We start from the raw sequence: 546 nt of genomic DNA, 5'->3' as shown, positions 1-546 counted from the left end.
CGCAGGCCAGCCAGCTGGCCGCGATCTCCAGGGTCGAACGCTGGGTGCGCTCGGGCTCCTGCGCCTTGATCAGGCTGTGCAGGTCGGCCAGGAAGAAGAAGCTCTCGATATCCGAGGCCTGGCTGGCGGCGATGGCCGGGCGGATCGCGCCGACGTAATTGCCGAGGTGGGGAGTGCCGGAAGGGGTGATGCCGGTAAGGACGCGGGTAGTCATGTAAACCAAGCTGACGAGCGGATGAACCGGCCCAGTGTAACCGCCCGCACCTGTCCCCGCCTTCAACCCCGTTGCCCACGCCCGGCCGTTAAAGGCCACGTACCCCGACCAGGAGCCCGCCATGTACCGTTTGATTGCCAGTGTGTTGTCGGTTGTCGCGCTTTGCGGCTTCAGCCCGGTCCGCCCGGCCTATGAAGGCCCGGTGCTGCTGTCGGTGATCGACCGCGACCGCGATACCGAGCTGGAAACCCATCCCTACCGTGGCCAGCAGTGGGTTGCCGGCGAGCCGGGCCACCGTTACAGCGTGCGCATGGAAAACCGCAGCGGCCAGC

The 546-nt window shown here is 66.8% G+C and carries 2 pseudogenes; one reads left to right on the top strand and one right to left on the bottom strand.

From position 1 onward, the window contains the following. Positions 1 to 214 (bottom strand): annotated as a pseudogene (locus ABB27_RS18980) (tryptophan--tRNA ligase); the annotation flags it as partial. 121 nt (positions 215 to 335) lie between these two features. Between ABB27_RS18980 and ABB27_RS18975 the strand changes: the two are divergent. Further along, positions 336 to 546: pseudogene (locus ABB27_RS18975) on the top strand (hypothetical protein); the annotation flags it as partial.

This window comes from Stenotrophomonas terrae, assembly GCF_001431465.1.
Lineage (GTDB): Bacteria > Pseudomonadota > Gammaproteobacteria > Xanthomonadales > Xanthomonadaceae > Stenotrophomonas > Stenotrophomonas terrae.
Note: the sequence above shows the minus strand (reverse complement) of the source record. Positions and strands in the feature narration are given on the sequence as shown.